Source organism: Pseudomaricurvus alcaniphilus (assembly GCF_011440395.1).
Classification (GTDB): domain Bacteria; phylum Pseudomonadota; class Gammaproteobacteria; order Pseudomonadales; family Cellvibrionaceae; genus Pseudomaricurvus; species Pseudomaricurvus alcaniphilus.
In genome coordinates this window covers 147,681-169,718 of the sequence record NZ_JAAOIX010000007.1, presented here as the reverse complement: position 1 = coordinate 169,718, position 22,038 = coordinate 147,681, and the positions used below count along the sequence as shown (strand labels likewise).

Genomic DNA, 22,038 nt, shown 5'->3' with positions numbered 1-22,038 from the left:
ATGTTCCGCTAAATGTCTTATGGTGCATGGCGGCGAGTCTGCGCTTACGCGGCCATCGAGGTACAGCAGTGTACCCTGCCAGCCAGCGCTATGCTGCCTGTATTTGGAGGCAAATACCAACACCTGGGGTGTGTTGGCAGTTTATTTGCCCGCCGTCAGGCCGGCGGGATCAGCATGGGTAATCCCGCGGCTGAATTGTCCGGGGTTTTATGGCACCGGCCTTGCTGTCACCCCGGCAGGTGAGGCAGAGGCGATCTGGGCGCGGTACGTTGCAAAAGCAGGTTGCAAAAGCAGGTGGCTGTGCAAGAGGCCAGTGTGTGGTTACAGGCCTAACTCGGTCAGGCCGGGGTACTCTGCAGGCCGCGGCCCGGATGACCAGTGAAATTTGCGTTCGCTGTCGGAGATGCGCAGGTCGTTGATACTGGCATGGCGGGCACGCATCAGTCCCAGTTCATCAAACTCCCAGTTTTCGTTGCCATAGGAGCGGTACCAGTTGCCACTGTCGTCGTGCCATTCGTAGGCGAAGCGAACCGCAATGCGGTTGTCGCTGTGGGCCCAGATTTCCTTGATCAGGCGATAATCCAGTTCCCGCACCCACTTGCGCCGCAGGAAAGCGATAATCTGCTCGCGGCCACGGACAAATTCCGAGCGATTGCGCCACACCGAGTCGCTGGAGTAGGCCAGGGCGATGGCTTCCGGATTTTGCATATTCCAGGCATCTTCCGCCTTGCGTACCTTGAGTATTGCGTCTTCCAGGGAAAAGGGCGGCAGGGGTGGACGTGGTTGATCCATAATGGGGTCCCTTACTTACAGGTAAAAAGTTAATAGGCAAAGCGTTAACAGGTACAGAGTCAGCAGGCCAAATCCAAATCAGGCAAACCTGAATCGAGTTCCAGAAGCGCCACCTCAGTGGCGCTCTTGTCCGGTCCCATTCTGGTGTTGGCGCTGCGGTATTACCAGCTTTTGTAGGGCAGGAACTTGCCGTTCAAAGTGAGCAGTACCCGGTCACCCTTGGGGTCCTCGATCTTGTCCACTTCCATGGAGAAGTCGATGGCGCTCATGATGCCGTCGCCAAACTTTTCCTGGATCACTTCTTTCAGGGTTTCGCCGTAGACACCGACCACTTCATAGAGCCGGTAGATCAGCGGGTCGGTGGGTACGGTTTGGTCCCAGACCTTGGTGGGGAAGGCCGCCAGCGCTGCGGCGACGTCAGCGCCGAGACCGAGGTAATCGGCAATGGCGCTGGCTTTCTCGGCCGGAGCACTGTTCATGCCCAGGCAAGCGGAGGTGAGCCAGACCGGCGACATACCCAGTTCTTTGCCCATAGTCTCCCAGCTAAGACCCTTTTCGATCTTGGTTGCGACAATGGTTTCTGTCATGGTGAGTTTATCCATTTGATGGCCTCCTGCGGCGAGTGGATAGAAGTATTAACTGGCGGCCTTGACCGCCAGTGAGGTTGAATCTTCGCTCTGGGTGCGAATCTGTTCCGCGCTCAGATGGCTGTTGGCCGGATCGACCAGCTTGGGTGGCTCTCCCCGGCCCGTATCCGAACCGGAAAGTTGCCCGGAGCGCTTGATCAGGAAGTTGACCAGGTGGTTGCGAATCTTGTAATAGCCTGGATCCTCGATGATATTGGCGCGATTGCGCGGCCGCTCGATGCTGATTTTGACCGACTCCGCCACCCGGGCGTCGGGGCCGTTGGTCATCAGCAAGATGCGATCGGCCAGTAATATGGCTTCATCCACATCGTGGGTGATCATAAACACGGTCTGGTGGGTCTCGTTCCAGATCTTGATCAGCTCGTCCTGGATCACACCGCGGGTGAGGGCGTCGAGGGCGCCGAAAGGCTCGTCCAGCAACAACAGTTTGGGGCTGGTGGCGAAGGCGCGGGCGATGCTGACCCGCTGGCGCATACCACCGGACAGCTCCGAAGGCTTCTTGTGCAGGGAGTGGGCCAGGCCCACCATCTCCAGGAACTTGCTACTGTGGGCCTCGACTTGCTGCTTGCTCCACTGGGGCCAGCGTGCCTTGACGCCAAAGCTGACGTTGTGAAGGGTGGATAGCCAGGGCAGCAGGCTGTAGTTCTGGAATACCACGCCGCGGTCGAGGCTGGGGCCAATGACCTCCTTGCCATCCATAATGATGTTGCCGCCAGTGGGGCTGTCGAGCCCCGCAAGGACGTTCAATATCGTGGATTTGCCGCAGCCGGAGTGGCCGATGATGCACACGAACTCGCCTTTCTCGATGGTGAAGTTGGCGTCTTCAAAAACCACCAGCTCGCCATTTTTGGAGGGGTATTTTTTGGTCAGCCCCTCGACACTGACAAAATGATTGGGCATAAGTTACTCCTCGTACTGCACCAGTTTCTCGATCCGGCCCAGGGCCATGTCCAGCACCATGCCGACCACACCGATCATCAGGATGGAGAAGATCACGCTGTTGAGGTCAAGGTTGTTCCACTCGTTCCAGACGTAGTAGCCGATACCGGTGCCGCCCACCAGCATTTCGGCGGCGACGATCACCAGCCAGGCGATGCCGATGGAGATGCGCATGCCGGTGAGGATGGTGGGGGCCGCTGCTGGCAGGATCACCTGGAAGGCGGTTTGTAAATGGCTCAACTCATGGGTCTGGGCCACCCGGATCCAGTCTTCTCGCACATTGGCGACGCCAAACGCGGTGTTGATCAGCATTGGCCAGATGGAACAGATAAAGATCACAAAGATGGCCGACTGCTCCGAGTCCTTGATGATAAACAGCGCCAGTGGCATCCACGCCAGCGGCGAAATGGGCCGCAGTACCTGGATAAAGGGGTTCAGCGCCTTGTGCATCAGCGGTGACATGCCGATCACGAAGCCCAGTGGAATGGCGATCAGGGCCGCGCCGAAGTAGCCGGTCAGCACTCGCAATAGGGAATAGGCCAGCTGGATGCCGATGCCCTTGTCGTTGGGGCCGGCGTCGTAGAACGGGTTGCTGAGTTCGTGCCAGGCGTGCTGCAGCACCGCCGACGGCGGCGGTACCCGCGCCTCGTCGTCGGCGCCGCCCATCAGCAGCTCGAATTCGGTCAGCGCTTCGGTGGCCGCGGGGGGCTGGTTGAGCGCCTCCCACAGGCCGAGGAGCAGTACCAGTATCAGCAGCGACACCAAAGTCGCGCGGACATTGAGTGACGCCACAGTTACACCCTCTTGATGGCAAAGCTGTTGATGTACTCTTCGGGCTTGGTGTAGTCGAACTCCTTGCCCATGATGGTGTAGTTTTCATAGGTTTTGGACGGCGGGGTATAGCCCAGCTCGCGCATCACCTTGCCGGTCTCGGCCGCCACGTACACCTGCTCGGCAATGCCGGTGTAGTCGATATCGCCCTTGACGTAGCCCCAGCGCTTCATCTGGGTAAGTATCCAGACTGCCATTGAGTGCCAGGGAAATGGGTCGAAGTCGATGCGATCTGGCACATCGAAGACCTTTTTCTCCAGCCCGTCTACATAGCGGCCGGTAAGCACCTGGTTAACCACGATTTCCGGCTGGTTGAGGTAGTTTTTGGGTGAGATCGCCTTGGCGATTTCGGCCCGGTTTTCCGCCTTGGCGGAGTAGTGGGTGGCGTCGACGATGGCTTTGAACAGCGCCGCGTAGGTGTTGGGCATCTCGGTGGCAAATTTCTGGCTGCAGGCAAAGGCGCAGCAAGGGTGGCCCTCCCAGATATCCTTGGTCAGGGTGTGCAGGAAGCCGACCTTTTCATACACCGCACGCTGGTTGAACGGATCGGGCGACAGGTAGCCATCGAGGTTGCCGGCGCGCAGGTTAGCGACCATTTCCGGCGGCGGCACCACCCGGATCTGGATGTCCTGGTCGGGGTCGATACCGTGCTCGGCGACGTAGTAGCGCAACAGGAAGTTGTGCATGGAGTAGTCAAACGGCACCCCGAACTTGAAGCCCTTCCAGTCTTTCGGGTTGCGCTTGTTCTTGTGCTTGTTGTGCAGCACGATGGCCTGGCCATTGATGTTCTCCACCGCCGGCATGATGTATGGGGTGGCGGTGGAGCCGGCGCCCATGCTCATGGCCAGTGGCATGGGGGTGAGCATGTGGGAGGCGTCGTACTCGCCGTTCAGTGACTTGTCCCGGGCCACGGCCCAGCCGGCGGTCTTGATGACATCCACATCCAGGCCGTACTTGGCGTAAAAACCCATCGGCTGGGCCATGATGATGGGAGTAGCGCAGGTAATGGGGACAAAGCCTACCTTGAGTTTGGATTTCTCCAGTGGCCCGAACGAGTCCTTGACCGCTGCCTTGACCTTGTCCATGGGAATCATGGTGCCCAGTACTGCCGCCAGGGTGCCGCCGCCCACCAGCTTGATAAAATCGCGCCGACTGTTGTCGCTGTGACCGAAAACCCCTCGCACTATGGCGCTTTCCACCACCCGGTCGAGCATGTCCTCGGAGGAGGCAAAGGTTTCCCCGGTCGCCGCTGCCGGAGCATGCCGATGAGTGTTGTTTTCAACCTGCTGTTCCAGCAATCTCTGCCGGTCGCGGTCACTGAGCGCGCCGGCGCTGCTGGCCTCGGCGGCGCAGGAGTCGCAGCGACAGCTGTTGCCGTGGACCAGTCTGGCGTCGGCGTCGTAGGGGTTTCCCAGGCTTTTGTTGGTCATGTCACTAGTTCCTCAGTCGATGATAAACGGGTGAGTCAAAATGGTGCGCTGCAGCCGGTTGCGGGGCGTCCTGGTGGGCGCTGGAGCCGGATCGTTTGCCAGGGATTTTCCCGAGCCAACCTTGCAGCCGTATACCAAGCTGTAAAGCAATACCGGTGCCAGTTCGCCAAAATCTTTCTAACGTATTGATTTGTATAGAATTAAATGAATTTTCCGAGAGTGTGGCGGGATACGAATATTCGTAGATTACGAAAGTTCGTTTCGAGTAATTACGAGACTTCGTAGTGTGGCCCGGTAATTGAATGATCAAGGCGGGGATAGATTCAGGCCAGTGGATGGCTTTACCTGCGAGCGGGGCAAGTCTATGAGCTTTGATCGATATTTTAACTTTGCGGCCACGGCCCAGCTGATTATTGAGCCGGTGGATGACACGATCGTCGATGCCAACCAGGAGGCTTGCCGTCTGCTTGGCCAGGACCGGCGGGCGCTGCAGTCACTGCGGGCCAGCCATTTTTTTGCTCCCTGCCTGCCCGGCCTGTTGGTGTTTTCCCAGGAGTTGATAGCGCGGGGGCGGGGCTGGACCGACCAGTTGCAAATCCTCGTCGCCGATGAGCCGCTGCGGTTGGAAATCACCGGCCGGCAGCTGGAGTCGGGCGAAGAGCGCTATTTGCACTTCAGTATGCAGCCCGCCGAGGAGCTGGACGAATTGCGCAACCGCTCCGATGCCCATCGCCACTATTTGTCCGGCATCGGCCACTGGCGCCGGGTGTCGCGGGTGTTCCAGGAATTTGAGCGGGAGAATCACCTGTTGCTGGAGGCCGCCGGCGAGGGGATCTACGGCGTGGACGCTAACGGCGCCACCACCTTCGTCAACCCTGCGGCCGAGCGCATCCTCGGCTACAGCGCCGAAGAGATGGCGGGTCGCAATATGCACACCATGGTGCATCACTCCCACGCCGATGGCTCCCACTACCAGGCTGACAGCTGCCCGATTTTTGCGGCCTTTCGCGATGGCACTGTGCATCGGGTGGAAGACGATGTGTTCTGGAGCAAAACCGGCCAGCCCATCGACGTGGAGTACACCAGTACACCGATTCGCGACGGCAATGAAATAGTTGGCGCCGTGGTGATCTTCCGCGACGTGTCGCAAAAAAAGGCCGATCAAAGGCGCCTGTTGGCTGCCCTCACTGAAGTGGAGCAGTTAAAGCATCGGTTGGAACTGGAAAACGCCTACCTGCAGGAGGAGATCAATTCGGAATTCAATCACCACCAGATGGTTGGCAAGAGTGCCGCGGTGAAAAAAATCCTGCAGCAGATTCAATTGGTGGCGCCCACCAATGCCACGGTATTTATTCATGGCGAATCGGGCACTGGCAAGGAGCTTATCGCCCGCGCCCTGCACGACAACAGCCAGCGCTCACAGCGTTCCCTGATCCGGGTCAACTGCGCTGCCATACCCGAGGACCTGTTTGAGAGCGAGTTCTTCGGCCACGTCAAAGGTGCCTTTACCGGTGCCAGCAGTGACCGCGCCGGGCGCTTTGAACTGGCCGACGGCGGCACCCTGTTTCTCGACGAGGTGGGTGAAATTCCCCTGCACTTGCAGGGCAAGTTGTTGCGGGTGTTGCAGGAGCAGCAGTTCGAGCGGGTGGGGGAGGCGCGCACGCGCAATGTGGATGTACGCATTGTCGTCGCCACCAATCGCGACCTGCAGCAACTGGTGCGCGAGGGGCGTTTTCGCGAAGACTTGTATTTTCGTCTCAATGTGTTTCCCATTGAGTCGGTACCACTGCGGCAGCGCAAGGAGGATATTCCCCTGTTGACCCAGCACTTCCTGGCCAAGGCCAGCCGCCTGGTGAACAAGGCCAACCTGAAGATCCCGATGGCCGAGCTGGAGAAGCTCTGCCAATACGCCTGGCCCGGCAATATCCGCGAGCTTGAAAACGTTATCGAGCGCCAGGTGATTTTGGCCCGCGATGGGGTGTTGCAGTTTGACGATTCGATTGTCACCGCCGATAGCCCTGTGGAGCCGCAGTCGCCACCTCTGCGAGCCGCCCTGGTGTCGGACGATGAGCTCAGGCAGCAGCAGAAAAACAACATTATCAACGCCCTGCGGCGTTGCCAGGGCAAGGTGTTTGGTGCTGCTGGTGCGGCCGAGCTGTTGGGCGTCAAACCCACCACCCTGGCATCGCGGATTAAAAAATACGGCCTTGATCTGCGCGACTTCAAGTCAGCCGATCAGCGCAAGCCGCCCATGAGCGGCAATCGACTGAAGGAGGAGGCCCTGGATTAAAAAAGCTCGGCTAAGCCCCGGCTCTGGTTAAACAGGGGTTCTTGGATGACGGTAATGGGCCGGGATCAGGTTCCGCAAAAGGTTTGCCGAACCACCTGCTCCGGTGTTGGCGGGGTAGCATACTTGGCCAGCTCCGGGACGTAGTCAAACGGCTTGGCCGAGACCTCCAGCAAGCGTTCAAAGTAGCTGAAATCCTGGTCGTAGGTGGCCTTGAAAATGGCTTCTTCCACCAGGTGATTGCGCGGGATCAGGGCCGGGTTGTGGCGGTACATCAGCGCCTGAATCTCGGCGGCGGCCAGGTTTTGCTGCGCCACCAGGTCCTGCCAGCGCTGGCGCCAGCTGTCGAGGCTGGCAGGCAACTGCAGCAGGGCTTCGACGCCGGGGCCGGCCGCCGGGTCGGCGAGATCCGCCAGGCGGCGGAAGGTGAGGGTGAAATCCAGTTTCTCTGTGCTCATCAGTTGCAACAGTTCAGCCGCCAGTGTCGCACTCTGTTCGCTGGCCTCGCGCAGGCCCAGCTTGTTGGCCAGCAACTGCTGGTAGTGTCCGTTGCAGGCTGGCATAAACGTCTTGATGGCCTGTTGCGCCAATTGCAGGGCCCGCTCTTCGTCGGTGTCCAGCAGCGGCATCAGGCTCTGGGCGAACCAGGCCAGGTTCCAGTGGGCGATGGCCGGTTGGTTGTGGTAGGCGTAGCGGCCGTGATGATCGATGGAGCTGTACACAGTTTCGGGGTGGTAAGTGTCCATAAACGCGCAGGGGCCGTAGTCGACCGTCTCGCCACAGATCAGCATATTGTCGGTATTCATCACCCCGTGGATAAAACCGATACCCTGCCATTGGGCGATCAGCTTTGCCTGGCGCTCGATCACCTGCTGCAGCAGGCTGAGGTAGGGGTTGGCAGCGTCCAGAGCCTCGGGGTAGTGGCGCTGGAGCACGTGATCGGCCAGCTTTTTTACCGCCTCGGTATTGTCGCGGGCGGCAAAAAACTGGAAGGTGCCGACCCGGATATGGCTGCTGGCAACCCGGGTGAGAATGGCGCCGGGCAGGGCGCCCTCGCGGAACACTCGCTCGCCGGTGGTGACTGCGGCGAGACTGCGGGTGGTGGCTACGCCCAGTGTCGCCATGGCTTCGCTGACGAGGTATTCCCGCAGCACCGGGCCCAGCGGTGAGCGGCCGTCGCCCATGCGGGAAAAGGGTGTCTGCCCGCTGCCTTTTAACTGCAGGTCGAAGCGCTTGCCGTCGCTGGCAACCACTTCGCCCAGAAGGATGGCGCGGCCGTCCCCCAGCTGCGGGTTCCAGCTGCCAAACTGGTGGCCGGCGTAGACGGTGGCAATAGGGTCGGAACCGGGCAGGGTTGTGTTGCCGGCCAGCGCCTGCAGGCTGGCGTCGGATGCAAGCCAGGCACTGTCAATGCCCAGGTAATTGGCGAGCGGGTAGTTGATGTGAATCAGTTGCGGGTCTTGCACCACGGTGGGCAATTGCCGCCGGCTGAATTCTTCCCCCAGCCGCAGGTAACTGTTGTCGAACAGGATGGGTGATTCGGATTTCATAAGATCATACCTGTGGCCGGGCACGCTGCCCTGGTTAACTTGCGTAGCGCAACTATTGTGCGTTAGTTGTTGTGAATATGAAACCTGGCGGGCGGCGAGATTAGCCGCAGCAGTGCCTGTTCCGGCGCGATAGTCACTCTACATCGCCTGTCCGCGGCATTGATCACACCAGCGCTTGTGTGTATAACCGCGGCTAATCCTTTCTTGTCGAGCGAATGCAGCATGTATCACAACGAAACACATCGGGTGCACCGGGTCGGTTGGTTGCGCGCAGCTGTGCTGGGGGCCAATGATGGCATTGTCTCCACTGCCAGCCTGATTATCGGTGTCGCGGCCGCCAGTGCCAGCCACACTGATATCCTGGTGGCCGGTGTCGCCGGGCTGGTGGCGGGGGCCATGTCCATGGCTGCCGGTGAGTACGTGTCGGTCAGCTCCCAGTCTGACACCGAAGCGGCGGACCTGGAAATCGAGCGCGTGGCGTTGGAGGAGCACGCGGCCCTGGAGCAGCTGGAGCTGGCGGAAATCTATGAAGGCCGGGGTTTAACCGCAGAGCTGGCCGCGGAAGTGGCGGCGCAACTGATGGCCCACGACGCCCTCGCCGCCCACGCCCGGGATGAGCTGGGCATAACCGATATGGCGCGTGCCCAACCGGTGCAGGCGGCGCTCTCCTCGGCGGCTACCTTCACCGGTGGTGCGGCGCTGCCGCTGGCAACCGCCTGGCTGGTGCCGGGCCCGCAATTGATCGTTGCCGTGGCGTTGCTGTCACTGGTATTCCTGGCGTCGCTGGGGGCAATCGCCGCCCGCGCCGGCGGCGCTGCCATCAGCAAGGGAGCCTTGCGGGTGACTTTCTGGGGGGCGCTGGCCATGGGCTTGACCGCTGCCGTGGGTCGTTTCTTTGGTGTAGTGGCCTAGCGCAGAGCAAGTTTTCCGTTATCCGCTGCCGATGTGAGTAAACAGTTTGAGCGAATTGACCGCAATAGTGCTCTATACCCTGGGCGCCGGAGCCTGCATTCCGCTGGGTGGCTTGCTGGCTAATTTTGAAAAAATACGCCCCGCTTGGCTGGAAAATGAATTTCGTCACGCGGTAATCGCATTTGGGGGTGGCATCCTGGTCGCTGCGGTGGCGCTGGTGCTGGTTCCGGAAGGTACTCATTACGTGGGCTCGCCGTTATGGAGTGTGCTGCTGTTTGCGCTTGGCGGCGCCGGCTTTTTCGGCATGGAGCGCTTTCTCGGTGGGCGGCGCCGGGAAAGCCCGCAGTTTACCGCGATGTTGCTGGACTACGTGCCGGAATCCCTGGCTCTCGGTGGCGCCTTTGCCCTGGGGTCAAAGTCAGCACCATTACTGGCGTTGTTTATCGGTTTGCAAAACCTGCCGGAAGGATTCAATGCCTTCCGCGAACTGCGTGCTGGTCAAAAGAGCAGCCGTGGCCGAATCCTGCTGTTTATGCTGTTGCTGGTACCTGTGGGCCCGCTGGTCGGTGTTTTGGGCTGGGCCTACGTCAGTCACTATGAGCCATTGCTGGGGGCTGTCATGTTGCTGGCTTCTGGCGGTATCCTTTACCTGATTTTCCAGGACATAGCCCCCCAGGCGCATATGCAGCGTCATTGGGCTCCGCCTTTGGGTGCAGTGCTCGGCTTTTGCCTGGGGATGTTGGGGAATAATTTGTTGCTAGCGGCGGCGTAGTCTCCGTGCTGCCATTCTGCAGCATACCAGAATGCTCAGTGACTGCTTGTCACGACGGTGAATAGGGCGTTTAATCTGGGGCATGGTGGATTCAGTCGGTAATCGCAGTTGGTAATCGCAGCAATCATCGCGGTTAATACCGGAGTGCGAGCTCAGGTTCAGGAAAAATAATTGAGGTGAAAAGGACGTGGCCACAATCTTGTTACAGCCCGGAGAAGTGTTTGAGCACTTCCACTCTGAACCCAGCCTGACGGTTCTCGTGCAGGGGACTGTGGAGGCGGAACTGACGGGGCAAGTGGTGCTGTTGGAGCCGGGCAAGCCCCTGCCGGTGCCCGCCAAAACACCACACTCGATTACTAATATCGGTGCCCAGGTTGCCGAGGTGTCCTGTGTCGGCACCGGCGCTACGCTCCAGCACCGGGCGCCTGACTGAAGCCGGTGAGCGACCAGCGACCAGAGCATCCCGGGCCGCAGAAAAAACTGGCCAGGCGGGTTTGGCGCAACGCCCTGTTTTACCCGGTTGCGCTGGCCCTGGTGTTGGTGCTGTTCGCGTTTTTCAAAGTTAACCTGTCGCTGTACGCCTGGCTTGATCCCGACTGGCGTTGGTGGCGGTTGCAGCTGTTGGATTTTCCCGAAGCCCTCACTTTCCTGGTGGCAGTGCTGACCCTGTTTTATGCCAGAAAGCAGTTCGAATTCGGATTGATGCCGCTGCTCAATTATCGCATCCAGCAGAGCTCCGAGTCAGAGCACAACCTGCAGGCGCAGGGGAGCTGCGGCAAGTATATGCGCACCACCTTAAAAAATGTCGGCGGGGTGGCGGTGGTGACCGAGTGCAGCTACAGCTTTGGTACAAATTTGGGGGTGGTGTCCAACCGGCTCAGCTACACCGGGCTGGTGGAGGCATTGGGCCAGAAGGGCCTGGTGGTTAGCAAAGATTTTGATATCACCTTTTTCAGTGTTGGCTGGGCACTGGGCGCCAATGACGAGCGAGTCATTTTTGAGGTCAGCTACGGTGATCCACAAAAGAACAAGGTGCTGAAGTCCATTACCTCGATCGACATCCACCTGACCTTCCGCTCGCTCCTGAACGAGCACTACACCAAGAGCATCTATTGTATCCCCAGGCGCGGCATTGAGGCCCTGGCCGAGGTGCAATAAGAGGGCTTCCGGGCGGGATCAAAGCAGTGACTATTCGAGGGCTTGCGGGTCAAGGGCTTGCGGGATTGTGGCGGCAGCAGCAAACAGAGTCGCCCTACAGGCAAAGAGCCGCTGCGGGATGTCCGACACAGCCGCTAGTGCAGTAGCGGCTGTTGTTTAGCGCGGCGCTGCCGAGCCGATACGATTTTCGACCTCGACCTTAAATGCTTTCAGGGCCGCCCAGATGGCGTCTTCCCTGCCCTCGATCCGCGCGGTCGGCAGCACAATCCCGGAACTGAATACGCCCATATAGGTGTTGAGACAGACGCTGAAAGCACACACGCCCCTGACATGGCGCTCGTAGTCGGCCGCGACACCGGTTTGGCGAATGGCGTGCAACTCTCGGCGCAAATCCGCTTCGCTATCCGCAGCCGCATCCGCCGGTATCAGCCCCGCCGCCAATTGGCGCTCCAGCTCCGCTTCGCTGCAGTTTGCCAGCAGCGCTTTGCCGGCGGAGGTGTTGTACATGGGAACACTGAAGCCCACCGGAAAGTCGACGCGCAGCACCCGCTCCGGGATAACCCGGTAAATGGTATTGACACTGTTGCCGGACTGGATGCCGAGAAAGGAGGATTCGTGAAACTCCCGGGTCAGCTCCTCGAGGTGCGGCCGCACCTCGGCCACTATGTCCTTGCGGCTCTTGTGCAGCAGCTTGCCCAGCCCGGGGCCGAGGCGAAAGCCGCGGTCCTGGCCGGCGGGCTCCACGAAGTATTCGTCGGTCAGGGCGTTGACGATACGGTGCACGGTGGAGCGCGGCAGATCGGTGTGATCGGCAATTTCGGCCAGGCTCAAACCCTGGGGGAAGTCGCTCAGCACCCGCAATATGTCGGCGGAGCGGGCGATTACCTGGATGCCCTGCTTGCATTCGGCGGAGCTGCTTTTTGGCTCGGCGGCTTTTAACTTATCGCTCGTTGATTGGCTGGTCATTGTTCGATCCTCTTCTGCGGATTGGCGCCGAAAGCAACTGATTCCTGTTTATTTTTATCCTGCGCGCAGCTTTTTTGCTTTTTGGTTACCTAGGGTAACCATTTTCGTTGTAAATTTTTATTAACTGTCTCGCATTATTGTACAGTGTCCTGTATCTTGGACAAAATTGAATTTTTGAGTAAAAAGGTAACATTCCGTCTGTCGATAATGTTCCCCCGAGGTATTGAAGTGAGAATGAATTTGTTGTCAGCCCGAAGCGCTGGATTGCTGGTCACTGTCCTGGTGACCGGCGTCGTGTTGTTGACTGGCTGTATTTCAGAGACCAAGACCCCCTATGTGCCGGCCCTGAAATCGGTGGGTGTCTATACCATCGAAAGCCAGCCGCTGGACCTGACCGTGGATTTGCCCGGTCGCACCGTGGCCTATCGGCTGGCGGAAGTGCGGCCGCAGGTGGACGGACTGATCGAGCAGCGATTGTTTACCGAAGGCGCCGAGGTGAGCGCTGGCCAGCAGCTCTACCAGATAGAGGACAACAAGTATCGAGCTGCCTACCAGCACGCCCAGGCTGCCTTGCACAATGCCGCCACCCAGCGCCGCCGCTATCAGGAGCTGGTGAAATCCGGCTCGGTCAGCAAGCAACAGTTTGACGACGCCGACGCCGCCTGGAAACTGGCCCAGGCGAATGCGGAACTGGCCCGTATCGACCTGGAAAACACCCGCATACTGGCGCCGGTAAGCGGGCGCATTGGTCGCTCGGCGGTGTCTGAGGGGGCGTTGATCAACCAGGGCCAGGCACAGGCATTGGCCACCATTCAGCAGATTGATCCGATGTACGTGGATATCACCCAGCCGGTGGTGGAAATGCTGCGCCTGCAAGACGCCCTGGATGCCAATGAACTGCAAGGTAGTGCGGAAGGTGCGCAGGTGCAACTGCTGCTGGAAAATGGCTCCCTCTACCCTTACGTCGGCAGCCTGCGCTTCTCCGAAGTCAGCGTCGACCAGGGTACCGGCTCGGTAACCATGCGTGCGATCCTGCCCAACCCCGAGCGACGGTTATTGCCGGGTATGTTTGTACACGCCCGCCTGCTGCAAGGGCGCAAGCAGGATGCCTTGCTGGTGCCCCAGCAAGCGGTGCAGCGGGACGCCACCGGAGCGCCGGCCGTGTGGGTGGTGGATGCCACCAACAAGGTTGAGTTGCGCTCCATCAAGACCGCGCGCACGGTGGGCAATATGTGGCTGGTCAGCGCTGGCTTGCAGGCCGGGGAAAAAGTGGTCACTGAGGGGTTGCTGCAATTGCGGCCCGGCCTCACGGTAGAGCCGGTACCGGCCAGCAACGTCAACCCGATCCTGGATTTCAACCTGGTGGCACAGCGTAGTTAAGGTCGTTGGGCTTGCGCAGGCGGGCCCTCTGTCCGCGCTTTGAATAGGCCCTGCCAGTGCCACTGGCAGGGCCTAAATAAATAATCAGCAACAAGCGTAAGTAACAACTATGTCGAATTTCTTTATCGACCGGCCGGTGTTCGCCTGGGTGGTAGCCATTGTCATCATGCTGGCTGGCGGCCTGGCGATCTTCAAGTTGCCGGTCAGTCATTACCCCGATGTCGCTCCGCCCGCCATCGCCGTCAGTGTGACCTATCCCGGTGCTTCGGCGCAGACGGTACAGGATACGGTAGTGCAGGTCATCGAGCAGCAGATGAATGGTATCGATGGCTTGCGCTATATGTCCTCCAGCAGCGAAGCCGACGGCAGCATGAGCATTATCATCACCTTTGAGCCCGGTACCGATCCGGACATCGCCCAGGTGCAGGTACAGAACAAGTTGCAGCTGGCCACGCCGCTGCTGCCGGAAGAGGTGCAGCGGCAGGGGTTGCGGGTGGCCAAATACCAGCGCAATTTCATGTTGGTGATCGGCCTGATTGACGAGAGTGGCAAGCTCGACAACTTCGATCTAGGCAACTACATCGCCTCGAAAATGCGCGATCCCATCTCCCGGGTCCAGGGGGTAGGTGATTTCATTCTGTTCGGCTCCCAGTACGCCATGCGCATTTGGCTCGATCCGGCCAAGCTGCACAGCTACCAGTTGACGCCGGCCGATGTAGCCGCCGCAGTGCGCGCCCAGAATGTGCAAATTTCCGCCGGTCAGCTCGGCGGCTTGCCGGCCAGTCGCGGTGTACAACTGAATGCCACCATTGTCGGCAAGACCCGGCTCACCAATACCGCCGATTTTGAACGCATCCTGCTCAAGGTGCAGGCGGACGGTTCCCAGGTCAAGCTGGCGGATGTGGCCAGGGTTGAGCTGGGCAGTGAAAACTTCTCCACCTCGGCCAAATTCAATGGCAACCCCGCAGCCGCCATGGCGCTGCGACTGGCGTCCGGTGCCAACCTGCTGCAAACCGTCGATCGGGTCAAGGCCCGGGTAGCGGAACTGGAGCCCTATTTCCCGCAAGGGGTGAAAGTGGTTTATCCGCTGGAAACCGCACCGGTGGTGGCCGCCTCCATCAACTCGGTGATCAAGACGTTGATCGAGGCCTTCGTGCTGGTATTCCTGGTGATGTACCTGTTCCTGCAAAACTTGCGCGCGACCCTGATCCCCACCCTGGCGGTGCCAGTGGTGCTGCTCGGCACTTTTGGTGTGCTCTACGCTTTTGGCTACAGCATCAATGTGCTGACCATGTACGCCATGGTGCTGGCCATCGGCCTGCTGGTCGACGACGCTATCGTGGTGGTGGAAAATGTCGAGCGAGTGATGGCGGAAGAGGGCCTGTCGGCGCGGGAGGCGACCCGCAAGTCCATGGGCCAGATCCAGGGCGCGCTGGTAGGCATAGGCCTGGTGTTGTCGGCGGTGTTCGTCCCCATGGCGTTTTTTGGCGGTTCGGCGGGGGTTATCTATCGCCAGTTTTCCATCACCATCGTTGCCGCCATGGCACTGTCGGTGCTGGTGGCGCTCATTTTTACCCCGGCCCTGTGTGCGATGTTACTGCGCCAGGACGAGCGGGGTAGCAAGCCGGGCCATGCCCCCAAGGGGCGTTTTTTCCGCTGGTTTAACCGCGCTTTTGCGCGCAGCTCACGCGGCTATGAGAACAGCGTGGTGGCAATATTGAACCGGCCGCGGCGTTTTGTGCTGGTGTTTGTGCTGATCGTTGGCGGTCTCGGCTATCTGTTCTCGAATTTGCCGAGCGCCTATTTGGCTGATGAAGACCAGGGCCTTATGTTTGTCGCGGTGCAACTGCCCGCCAACGCCAGTGCCGAACGCACTGCCGGTGTGCTGCAAGACGTTCGCGAGCACCTGATGCAGCAGGAGGGCGAGGTGGTTGAATCGGCGTTTGCCGTCACCGGGTTTAATTTTTTCGGTCGTGGCCAAAGCCAGGGCATGCTGATCGTGCAGCTCAAGCCGTGGCAGGAGCGCAGCGGTGAGGGCGCGGACATTTTCAGTCTGACGGGTCGCATTTTTGCGGCGAGTTCGAAGTTCCGGGATGCCATGATCATTCCCGCGGTGCCGCCGGCAATTATGGAAATGGGCAATGCCGATGGCGTCAGCGCCTATCTGCAGGACTACGCAGGTCTCGGCTATCCGGCGCTGAGTGCCAGTTTGCAGCAATTCCTGCAGCGGCTGCAGTCCGATCCCCGGGTGCAGCGAGCGAATCACATCGGCATGCCCGACGCGCCCCAATACCAGGTATCCATCGACGACGAAAAGGCGTCGGCCTACCAGGTGAGTATTGCCGACGTCAACGCCACCATGGCCGCGGCCTGGGGATCGCTCTACATCAATGACTTTATCGATGAGGGCCGGGTCAAGCGGGTCTACTTGCAGGGCGACCAGCGGGCGCGCCTGGCGCCGGAAGATTTCGGCAAGTGGTATGTGCGCAACAGCTCCGGCGAGATGGTGCCGTTCGCGGCCTTCAGTCAGGGGCGCTGGACCACCGGCCCCACCAAGCTGGATCGCTACAACGGTATTCTCGCCGCCGAGGTGTCGGTCAATCCGGCACCGGGCTACAGCAGCAGTGACGTGATGCAGGCGCTGGAGGAAGCGGCGGCGGAATTGCCTGCTGGTATGGGCCTGTCCTACACCGGCATCTCCTACGAGGAGCGCCAGGCCGGATCGCTGGCGACGTTGCTCTACGGCTTGTCGTTGTTGATGGTGTTCCTGTGCCTGGCCGCTCTCTATGAAAGCTGGGCGGTACCCATCGCCGTGCTGCTGGTGGTGCCGCTGGGTGTACTTGGTGCCGTGCTGGCGACTCTGTTGCGGGATTTCAACAACGACATCTTCTTCCAGGTGGGGTTGTTGACCACCATCGGGTTGGTGGCGAAAAACGCCATCCTGATCGTGGAGTTTGCCAAGTCCCGCTTTGAGCAGGGCGGTGTCAGCCTGCGGGACGCGGCCATCGAGGGCGCACGCTTGCGTCTGCGGCCCATTATCATGACTTCGCTGGCGTTTACCTTCGGCGTACTGCCCATGGCCTTGGCCACGGGGGCCGGCCAGGGCAGCCAACAGGCCATCGGCACGGCGGTGGTGGGCGGTATGGTCGGCGCGACGCTGCTGGCGATATTCTTTATCCCGCTGTTTTATGTGCTGGTGGCGACGCTGGCGGCGGGTTTCACCCGAGCGCCCATGCCCAGCGCTAACCGGGAGCAGTCCTGACCGTTATTGTCGGCCAGTGCCCGGGCCGAGTGACTGGCTAAAATCTACCCGGGCAATGGTTTGTTGGTTGGGTGACGTGGTCAGAGAGAACTTCCAGTGTAACTGTTCGCAGATCAGTGTGACTATGTATAAGCCAAGGCCGGTATTGTCGTGACTGTCGCGGGCCAAACCCTCCTCCTGAGGGGTGGGCGCAGTACTTTTTGCCTCGTCCCGCACCGCCAGGTACCCTGTGGTCAACTCGATAGTGACTTTGCCGGCGTTGTGGTTGAGGGCATTGTTGATCAGGTTTTGTAGCAGCATGCGGGTAGTGGTCCGGTTGGTTGGGATAAGCACCTCCGCAGGTGGGGGGAGAAATTCCAGGCGCTGTTGCAGGCCGGGGTCGAGTTCGAATATTTCAGCCATCACATCCGCAATTATTGCCTGCATCGGGCAGGTCTCAGTGCTGGTCTCCGCTCTGCCCCGCCTGACCAAAGCCAGTAATGCCTGCACATTGGCAGACATGGTTTGGGCTGAGGCAATGATACGCTGCAGGGTCTTTTGGTCATTGGCGGCAAGTTGCTGGCGGCGCTCAATCACTTCCGTTGCTCCTAGAATAACCGCAATCGGGGTTCGCAATTCATGGCTGGCCATGGCAATCAGGGAGCGTTCGCGTTTTATCAGTTGCTCGATTTCCGCCAGGTATTGATTGAACGAAGTGGAAATCTGGTTGAGCTCCGCATCCTTGTAATTGACCGGCAGTGGCGTAGTTTCACCGCTGCCGCTGATACGTAAAATATCTCTGGAGAGCAATTGGATCGGCCGGGAAAACATCCGGCTGACGAACAGCGACAAGCCATAACCCAGCAGCAGTACCACAACGGCCAGCGCCAGCAGCGCGCTCATCATCAGGTGTTCGCGTTGAGTAAATAGCGACAGGTCCTTGGCGAAGTAATAGGTGCCCTGAGGAATTTGATTGATGATGACCAGGTATTCCCGGTCGAGGAAATCGACCTCGCCTTCAAAGGGTACCGGCAGGCCGCGAAAAATGATCGGCAGGTTCTCTTCGGCTGAGCTGTTGGCGGGCAAGTAGGTCAGGGTCAGGGTGGCGGATTGCACATTGACGATTTTTTCCGTTTCATGGCGGTTGAGAAAGTGCTCGAATTCCGCCTGCTTGTCCATTTCCATGGTTGTCGCCTCGAGATCCTCAAGCGCCACCCAGGCCGCCAGCAGTACCAGCAATACACTGAGTGAATAGGTCCAGAAAAAAGCCCGTTTGATCCGGCTGGAGATTGAACGTGACTTGTACAGACTCGCTGTTTCGCTCAAAGCTGACGCCATCCAATGAATGAGGTTATTCGTCCGTTAGGCAATAGCCGCGGCCGTGCAGGGTCCTGATCAGTTCCCGACCGAGGCCGGTTTTTAGCACTTTGCGCAAACTGTACACGTGGGTGCGCAAGGTGTTTGGGTCACCATCGGCGTTACCCCAAAGGCTTTCACTCAGGGTTTGGTAGCTGACAAAGCGCGGGTAGTGACGCATTAGGGTTTCAAAAATGGTCGCCCCATAGCCCGATAACAACACTTCCCCTGCGCCATCGATGCTGGCCTTGAGTGTGCCGGGGTCGTAGTGAACCTGACCGGCACTGAGCCGGTTGCTGTCGCTGTGCCGGCGTCGACACAGGGCCTGAATGCGCAACTCCAACTCGCGCATATGAAAAGGTTTGACCAGGTAATCATCGGCGCCGCTGTGAAAACCAAGAGTCTTGTCGTCTATGGAGTCCCGTGCGGTGAGCATGATGATGGGCACGTTCGAGTTCAGGTCCTGGCGCACTCGCTGGCAGATGCTCAGCCCATCTACACCCGGTAACATGATATCCAAAATGATGACATCGTAGGCATTGTGCGCCAACAAGTGCAGCGCCGTGAGGCCGTCGGCGGCGTAGTCGAGTTCGTAGCGCTGTTCGCCGAGGTATTCGAACAGGTTTTCAGCCAGTTGCTTATGGTCCTCGACGATTAGCAGTCGTACCCGACCAGCGGGCTGGGTCTTATCGGACATGAAATCACCGCCGGGTCGATGGTCAGCAGGAGCAGGTGCCTGTAAGTTCGATTGATTAGAGTCATAGTGTCGGCTAATTCTAGCGCGAATCAGCGGCAACTACAGCTACTAACTCAGGCCCGCTCAGGAAGTGACGCGGAGGCAATTTCCGCAGGCGCTCCAGCCTCCAAGCGAGCGATAAGGCGGCGCTGCAGGACGTAGCCAAGCAGGCCGGTATACCAGCAGATGGTCAGGGTCCAGATATCGTGGGAGACAAAATGGGCGCCGCGCAGTTGTTGGGCCAGGCCGAAGGTCAGCCCAAGCAGCAGACCGAAGGCCAGCCCGACGTATCGCCATCGGGGCTTGTAGAGCAAGCAATAGAAATACAGGGCGATCCAGGCGTAGCCACCGCTGGCGTGGCCGGAGGGAAAGCAGCGGCCATTCCCGCTGCCAAATATTTTCTGGAAAATTGGCTCATAGGCTCGTTCTCCTCCGTAGCGTTGAAACGACCAGGGGCAATCTATGTGGGTGAGCCCCTTGAGTGTCGATACCAGCAGCAGTGCCAGGATCACTGTGCTGCACAGAAACGCCAAGCCCTGCCGGTGCGCTCGCATGCGCTGGCTAAACCAGGTGCTGACCAACGCGCCGAGGCTGCCGCTTATCAATACCGCGACCAGGATTCGGCCGCCCTGGTGTACGATATCTTCCAGCAACCAGCTTTGTTTTAACCTCCAGTGGCTACCTTGCAGCGTGTAGAGAGCATCAGCAACCAGCAAATCTACTTGCAGATAGTCAAAAATCCAGCTGCCAAAGAACAGCAGTAACAGGGGCAGTAGCCAGGGTGACAATTCGCGTCGGTTCACAGCAGAAGGATACCCCAGGTTACGGCGGCCAGCAGCAGCGCGAGCAGAACAGCGGCGGACCCCATATCCTTGGCGCGGCCGCTGAGTTCGTGGGCTTCGAGGCCGACCCGGTCTACTACCGCCTCGATAGCGGAGTTGAGCAGCTCCACCAGCAGTACCAGCAGCACACTGCTAATCAGTAAGAGCTGCTGCAGTCGATCGGCACCGAGGTACAGAGCCAGGGGTATAAGTACCGCAGCGCAGACAGCTTCCTGCCGAAAGGCCGCCTCGTGTTTCCAGGCGGCCACAATACCAGCCTGGGAATTGCTGGCGGCGGACCGCAGGCGCTTGATGCCGCGCCGGCCTTTAAATTGCGGCTGGCAACCTCTGCGGTTGTCGGGGAGCGAATTGCCATTGCCGCTGTTGCTGGTGTTCGAGTAATCACCGTTAAAGTTGTCGGTGGCCGGCGGTACGATCGTCTGTCTGAAATCTGGCATTGGCCGCTATTCCCCCGCTGCCACAGAGTTGCCTGGCTCAATAACTGCCGGCGAATGGCAGCCGCTGAAAATATCCTGTTGTTGCCGGTAGGCACTGGTGCGCACGTCCAGCAGCCCGAGTATGGAGTCGAACAGGTTGTCGTGCTCGAAACGGCGCGCGCTGATACCTTGCAGGCAACCCTTGTCAATGGCGAAGCGGTCGGCGAAATCATCGGCCATCCACACCAGCAGTGGTACATGAGTCTGCTCCTCCGGTGCCAGCATATAGGGCAAACCGTGTAAATAGATATTGTGTTCGCCCAAGGATTCGCCGTGGTCCGACAGGTAAATCAGGCTGGCATCTATAGATTCCTGCTGGTTTTTTAAATAGTCGATCACAGCAGAGACAAAGTAGTCAGTATAGAGAATGGTATTATCATAGGCGTTAATAATTTCCTGTTGGCTGCATTCCTGTAACTGGTTGGTGTGGCACACCGGGATAAACTGCTGGAACTGCTTCGGCGTGCGCATGAAATAGGCCGGCCCGTGACTGCCTTTCTGATGCAACACAACCACCATATCGCGCTCACTTGCATCGATGGTTTGCTGCAATTTCCCGATTAGGCCCATATCGAAACACTCATTCTCGACACAGTTCGCGGAATCCAGTTCCAGTACCAGCTTATCGCTCTCGACCCGGTCGCAAACCCCTTTGCAGCCGGAGTTGTTGTCGATCCACTTGACCCTGAGGCCTGCCCGCTGCAACACGTCGAGCAGGTTTTCAGACTGGTTGGCGCGATAGTTGTCGAACTCGGACCGATTCAAATTGGAAAACATACAGGGCACAGAAACCGCGGTGGAGGTGCCGCAGGCATAGAAATTACTGAAACGGATAAGATCCTGTTGCGCCAGTCTGGGGGTTGTATTGCGCGCGTAATCGAACAGGGAGAAGTTCGCACTGCGGGCCGTTTCTCCGACAATTAGTACCGTCACGACTCTTTTGGGGTTGGCGCTTGTCCAGCTGGGCCCAAGTTGTGCATCTTCACCCAGCAGCTGGAACTGCGCTTGTTGTTGCGGTAGTTTTTGTTTGCCCCAGGCTTGCAGTGCGTAGATATAGTTGACTGGCACTATCAAATTGCGTACGTAGCGATGGTTGCGAAATAGCGAGGCATAATCCTGATAGAAGCTGATCGAGATAAGAGCCATGGCGGTTGCACTGATCATTAGAATGGCAATCTTGCCGAGGGCAAACTGCAATGGCGAGCCGTAGCTGATCTTGATTTTTGCTATCAGCAGGGCGGGCAGCAAGCCGCTCAGGCAGATATACAGCAGCATACTGCTATTGACTAACTCGCTGGTCTCGGCGACATCCGTTTCCATCATGTTCTGGATCATGGTCTTATCGATCATGACGTTATAGGTTTGCATAAAGTAAGCCGCGAACGCCGCGCTAATCAGAATCAGTATGGTGACCGGTTTCAACAGCCAGGGAATGGCAACCAGGGTCAGGAACAAGTTGATAATGGTCGGCAGCAGCAGAAACAAACTTCCCAGGTAGGTGAGGTTTTGCAGGCCGCTGAGGCCTTGTAACTCAGCCACGGTAGCAAAGAAACAGCTGTTAAACACCAGCAGCAGATAAGTGGTTACCAGCAGCGTCATCAGCCAATCGGGGCAGCGTTTGGGAAAGCGTATTAGGTGGAAATTCATAGCGGATAATCCGACCGGCGGCCTGGATTGGAGAGGGCTGTCTCGATCAGGCGGTGAGTGTCAGGGGATTATCGAA

At 58.8% G+C, this 22,038-nt stretch carries 19 protein-coding genes; 7 read left to right on the top strand and 12 right to left on the bottom strand.

Going from position 1 to position 22,038, the window contains the following annotated elements:
• Positions 1-321: 321 nt before the first annotated feature.
• The 5 genes from G8764_RS14530 to G8764_RS14510 all read right to left on the bottom strand — a co-directional run bounded on the left by G8764_RS14530 (position 322) and on the right by G8764_RS14510 (position 4,639).
• Positions 322-792, bottom strand: a complete 471-nt coding sequence (locus tag G8764_RS14530) for a nuclear transport factor 2 family protein (protein ID WP_166165385.1) — start codon at positions 790-792, stop codon at positions 322-324.
• Between the two features lie 161 nt (positions 793-953).
• Positions 954-1,394 (bottom strand): cyanase, encoded by a 441-nt coding sequence (cynS, locus tag G8764_RS14525; protein WP_166165384.1) that lies wholly within the window; start codon positions 1,392-1,394, stop codon positions 954-956.
• Positions 1,395-1,427: 33 nt separating this feature from the next.
• The gene (locus G8764_RS14520; protein ID WP_166165383.1) at positions 1,428-2,339 is read right to left on the bottom strand and encodes an ABC transporter ATP-binding protein; all 912 of its coding nucleotides are present in this window, start codon (positions 2,337-2,339) and stop codon (positions 1,428-1,430) included.
• Between the two features lie 3 nt (positions 2,340-2,342).
• Positions 2,343-3,170: a nitrate ABC transporter permease gene (ntrB, locus tag G8764_RS14515; protein ID WP_166165382.1), complete on the bottom strand. Its 828-nt coding sequence runs from the start codon at positions 3,168-3,170 to the stop codon at positions 2,343-2,345.
• Positions 3,171-3,172: 2 nt separating this feature from the next.
• Positions 3,173-4,639, bottom strand: a complete 1,467-nt coding sequence (locus tag G8764_RS14510; protein WP_166165381.1) for a CmpA/NrtA family ABC transporter substrate-binding protein — start codon at positions 4,637-4,639, stop codon at positions 3,173-3,175.
• Between the two features lie 364 nt (positions 4,640-5,003).
• Here G8764_RS14510 and G8764_RS14505 point away from each other — a divergent pair, with 364 nt between their 5' ends.
• Entirely contained in the window at positions 5,004-6,929 is a 1,926-nt protein-coding gene (locus tag G8764_RS14505; protein WP_166165380.1) for a sigma 54-interacting transcriptional regulator, read from the top strand.
• 65 nt (positions 6,930-6,994) lie between these two features.
• Here G8764_RS14505 and G8764_RS14500 read toward each other — a convergent pair whose 3' ends face one another.
• Positions 6,995-8,476: a protein adenylyltransferase SelO gene (locus G8764_RS14500; protein WP_166165379.1), complete on the bottom strand. Its 1,482-nt coding sequence runs from the start codon at positions 8,474-8,476 to the stop codon at positions 6,995-6,997.
• A gap of 222 nt (positions 8,477-8,698) precedes the next feature.
• Between G8764_RS14500 and G8764_RS14495 the strand changes: the two genes are divergently transcribed.
• The 4 genes from G8764_RS14495 to G8764_RS14480 all read left to right on the top strand — a co-directional run bounded on the left by G8764_RS14495 (position 8,699) and on the right by G8764_RS14480 (position 11,318).
• On the top strand, positions 8,699-9,388 hold the full coding sequence (locus G8764_RS14495; RefSeq protein WP_166165378.1) for a VIT1/CCC1 transporter family protein: 690 nt from the start codon (positions 8,699-8,701) through the stop codon (positions 9,386-9,388).
• Positions 9,389-9,434: 46 nt separating this feature from the next.
• Complete coding sequence (locus G8764_RS14490) at positions 9,435-10,160, top strand: ZIP family metal transporter (protein WP_166165377.1); 726 nt, start codon at positions 9,435-9,437, stop codon at positions 10,158-10,160.
• Positions 10,161-10,347: 187 nt separating this feature from the next.
• Entirely contained in the window at positions 10,348-10,593 is a 246-nt protein-coding gene (locus tag G8764_RS14485; protein ID WP_166165376.1) for a cupin domain-containing protein, read from the top strand.
• 5 nt (positions 10,594-10,598) lie between these two features.
• The gene (locus G8764_RS14480; protein WP_166165375.1) at positions 10,599-11,318 is read left to right on the top strand and encodes a hypothetical protein; all 720 of its coding nucleotides are present in this window, start codon (positions 10,599-10,601) and stop codon (positions 11,316-11,318) included.
• A 156-nt stretch (positions 11,319-11,474) separates the two neighbouring features.
• On the opposite strand, the gene G8764_RS14475 is transcribed toward G8764_RS14480, so the two are convergent.
• Entirely contained in the window at positions 11,475-12,284 is an 810-nt protein-coding gene (locus tag G8764_RS14475) for an IclR family transcriptional regulator (protein WP_166165374.1), read from the bottom strand.
• 234 nt (positions 12,285-12,518) lie between these two features.
• Here G8764_RS14475 and G8764_RS14470 point away from each other — a divergent pair, with 234 nt between their 5' ends.
• Both G8764_RS14470 and G8764_RS14465 read left to right on the top strand, forming a co-directional pair.
• Positions 12,519-13,664: an efflux RND transporter periplasmic adaptor subunit gene (locus G8764_RS14470; protein WP_166165373.1), complete on the top strand. Its 1,146-nt coding sequence runs from the start codon at positions 12,519-12,521 to the stop codon at positions 13,662-13,664.
• Between the two features lie 109 nt (positions 13,665-13,773).
• Positions 13,774-16,926, top strand: a complete 3,153-nt coding sequence (locus G8764_RS14465; protein ID WP_166165372.1) for an efflux RND transporter permease subunit — start codon at positions 13,774-13,776, stop codon at positions 16,924-16,926.
• A gap of 3 nt (positions 16,927-16,929) precedes the next feature.
• Here the strand turns inward: G8764_RS14465 and G8764_RS14460 are convergent, their stop codons facing one another.
• From G8764_RS14460 to G8764_RS14440, 5 genes are all read right to left on the bottom strand, one after another.
• On the bottom strand, positions 16,930-18,231 hold the full coding sequence (locus tag G8764_RS14460; RefSeq protein WP_166165371.1) for a sensor histidine kinase: 1,302 nt from the start codon (positions 18,229-18,231) through the stop codon (positions 16,930-16,932).
• A 25-nt stretch (positions 18,232-18,256) separates the two neighbouring features.
• Positions 18,257-18,958, bottom strand: coding sequence for a response regulator transcription factor (locus G8764_RS14455; protein WP_166165370.1), 702 nt, complete (start codon positions 18,956-18,958; stop codon positions 18,257-18,259).
• 113 nt (positions 18,959-19,071) lie between these two features.
• Entirely contained in the window at positions 19,072-19,800 is a 729-nt protein-coding gene (locus tag G8764_RS14450) for a phosphatase PAP2 family protein (RefSeq protein WP_166165369.1), read from the bottom strand.
• Positions 19,797-20,276 carry a diacylglycerol kinase gene (locus G8764_RS14445; RefSeq protein WP_166165368.1) on the bottom strand — a complete coding sequence of 160 codons (480 nt, stop codon included), beginning with the start codon at positions 20,274-20,276 and terminating at the stop codon, positions 19,797-19,799. Before G8764_RS14445 ends, G8764_RS14450 begins: the two co-directional genes overlap by 4 nt.
• Before the next feature lie 6 nt (positions 20,277-20,282).
• A complete protein-coding gene (locus G8764_RS14440; protein ID WP_166165367.1) occupies positions 20,283-21,962 on the bottom strand; it encodes a phosphoethanolamine transferase in 1,680 nt (559 codons plus the stop codon).
• Between the last annotated feature and the right edge of the window lie 76 nt (positions 21,963-22,038).

Coding starts and splice junctions, on each gene's coding strand:
- G8764_RS14530 (WP_166165385.1), bottom strand. CDS start 792: ATGGATCAACCACGTCCACCCCTGCCGCCCTTTTCCCTGGAAGACGCA.
- cynS (WP_166165384.1), bottom strand. CDS start 1,394: ATGGATAAACTCACCATGACAGAAACCATTGTCGCAACCAAGATCGAA.
- G8764_RS14520 (WP_166165383.1), bottom strand. CDS start 2,339: ATGCCCAATCATTTTGTCAGTGTCGAGGGGCTGACCAAAAAATACCCC.
- G8764_RS14510 (WP_166165381.1), bottom strand. CDS start 4,639: ATGACCAACAAAAGCCTGGGAAACCCCTACGACGCCGACGCCAGACTG.
- G8764_RS14505 (WP_166165380.1), top strand. CDS start 5,004: ATGAGCTTTGATCGATATTTTAACTTTGCGGCCACGGCCCAGCTGATT.
- G8764_RS14500 (WP_166165379.1), bottom strand. CDS start 8,476: ATGAAATCCGAATCACCCATCCTGTTCGACAACAGTTACCTGCGGCTG.
- G8764_RS14495 (WP_166165378.1), top strand. CDS start 8,699: ATGTATCACAACGAAACACATCGGGTGCACCGGGTCGGTTGGTTGCGC.
- G8764_RS14475 (WP_166165374.1), bottom strand. CDS start 12,284: ATGACCAGCCAATCAACGAGCGATAAGTTAAAAGCCGCCGAGCCAAAA.
- G8764_RS14470 (WP_166165373.1), top strand. CDS start 12,519: ATGAATTTGTTGTCAGCCCGAAGCGCTGGATTGCTGGTCACTGTCCTG.
- G8764_RS14465 (WP_166165372.1), top strand. CDS start 13,774: ATGTCGAATTTCTTTATCGACCGGCCGGTGTTCGCCTGGGTGGTAGCC.
- G8764_RS14455 (WP_166165370.1), bottom strand. CDS start 18,958: ATGTCCGATAAGACCCAGCCCGCTGGTCGGGTACGACTGCTAATCGTC.
- G8764_RS14445 (WP_166165368.1), bottom strand. CDS start 20,276: ATGCCAGATTTCAGACAGACGATCGTACCGCCGGCCACCGACAACTTT.
- G8764_RS14440 (WP_166165367.1), bottom strand. CDS start 21,962: ATGAATTTCCACCTAATACGCTTTCCCAAACGCTGCCCCGATTGGCTG.